The sequence below is a fragment of the Nocardia grenadensis NBRC 108939 genome (genome assembly GCF_001613445.1).
GTDB classification, from domain to species: Bacteria; Actinomycetota; Actinomycetes; order Mycobacteriales; family Mycobacteriaceae; genus Nocardia; species Nocardia grenadensis.
This window is the reverse complement of sequence record NZ_BDCJ01000062.1, coordinates 1-1583: the sequence shown is the minus strand read 5'-3', so window position 1 is coordinate 1583 and position 1583 is coordinate 1. Positions and strand designations below refer to the sequence as shown.

General features: G+C 66.7%; 1 protein-coding gene. It reads left to right on the top strand.

Features of this window, described 5'->3' with window-relative positions; genetic code table 11:
- A partial coding sequence (locus tag NGR01S_RS29720; RefSeq protein WP_157107516.1) for a condensation domain-containing protein occupies positions 1-1583 on the top strand: 1583 nt, incomplete at both ends.

The window sequence follows — 1583 nt, the reverse complement described above, 5'->3', positions numbered from 1 at the left end:
TGTGCGGTCGGTTGCTGCTGGTGATGTGGTGGCGGCGGTCGCGGGCTTGGGGTCGGCGGGTTTCGATGTGACGGTCGAGGTGCCGTTGCGGGTGGCGCTGTTCCAGGTCGACGGCACAGCCGATGAATTCGTGCTGGCGCTGGTGATCCATCACATTGCCGGTGACGGTGCGTCGCTCGCTCCGTTGACCCGGGATGTGATGACGGCCTACTCGGCGCGTAGGGCGGGGGATGCCCCGGGGTGGGCGCCGTTGCCGGTGCAGTACGCGGATTACAGCATCTGGCAGCGTGAGCTGCTCGGTGACGAAGCCGACCCGGGATCGATCGCGGCCGATCAGATCGCCTATTGGCGGTCGGCGCTGGCGGGTGTACCGGATCAGCTGGATCTGCCGATGGACCGGCCGCGTCCGGCGGTGCAGTCCTTTGCGGGTAGCCGGGTCGAGGTCGCCCTCGATGCCGAGATCCACGCCGGTCTGCAGCGGGTGGCCCAGCAGCAGAACGCGACCCTGTTCATGGTCGTGCACTCCGCCCTGGCGGTGCTGCTGTCCCGGTTGTCGGGCAGTGACGACATCACCATCGGAACGCCGGTCGCCGGTCGTGGCGAGCAGGCTCTCGATGATCTGATCGGTATGTTCGTGAACACACTGGTGTTCCGGACCGAACTGGATCGTGGGGAAACGTTCACCGATCTGCTCCGCCGGCAGCGGGAGATCGATATCGCGGCCTTTGCACACGCGGACGTGCCGTTCGAACGCTTGGTCGAGGTGCTGAACCCGGCCCGCTCGACCGCCCGCCACCCCTTGTTCCAGGTGAGCCTGATCTTCCAGAACCTGGCGCAGTCGAGTCTGGAACTGCCGGGCCTGACGGTGTCGGGTGTGGATATCGACACCGAGATCTCGCAGTTCGACCTGAACCTGATCCTCGGCGACACCTACGACGAATCCGGTGCGCCGCAGGGTGTTTCGGGTTATCTGACCTACGCGACCGCGCTGTTCGATCACGCCACGGTGGAAGGCTTCGTCGATCGGTTCGTGCGGTTGCTGCGGGAGATCGTCGAGGCGCCGGAGACAGCGGTCGGTGATCTGGAGATCCTGGCGCCGGTCGAGCGTGACCGCGTGCTGGCGGAGTGGAATGCCACCGAGCATCCGCTGCCGGCCGGACTGTTGCTGGACGGCTTCAATGCCGCGGCGGCGGCGCATTCGGATCGGGTGGCGGTTTCGTTCGAGGGGACGAGTCTGTCCTATGGCGAGTTCGCGGGTCGGGTGAATCGGCTCGCGCGGCATCTGATCGCTGAGGGTGTCGGGCCGGAGACCCTTGTCGGGTTGCTGGTGTCACGGTCGCTGGACCTGGTCGTGGGTATGTATGCCGTGGTCGCGGCGGGTGGTGCGTACGTACCCCTGGACCCGGCGCATCCGGCGGAACGGATCGGCTACATCCTCGACACGGCCGCGCCGCTGTGCGTGCTGACCACCACTGCCGACGCGGGTGCGGTGCCGGAAGACGCGCGTGTACCGGTCCTGGAGTTGGACACGCTCCAGACCGATGGATACGACGCGACCCAGGTCACCGATGCGGATCGGCGTG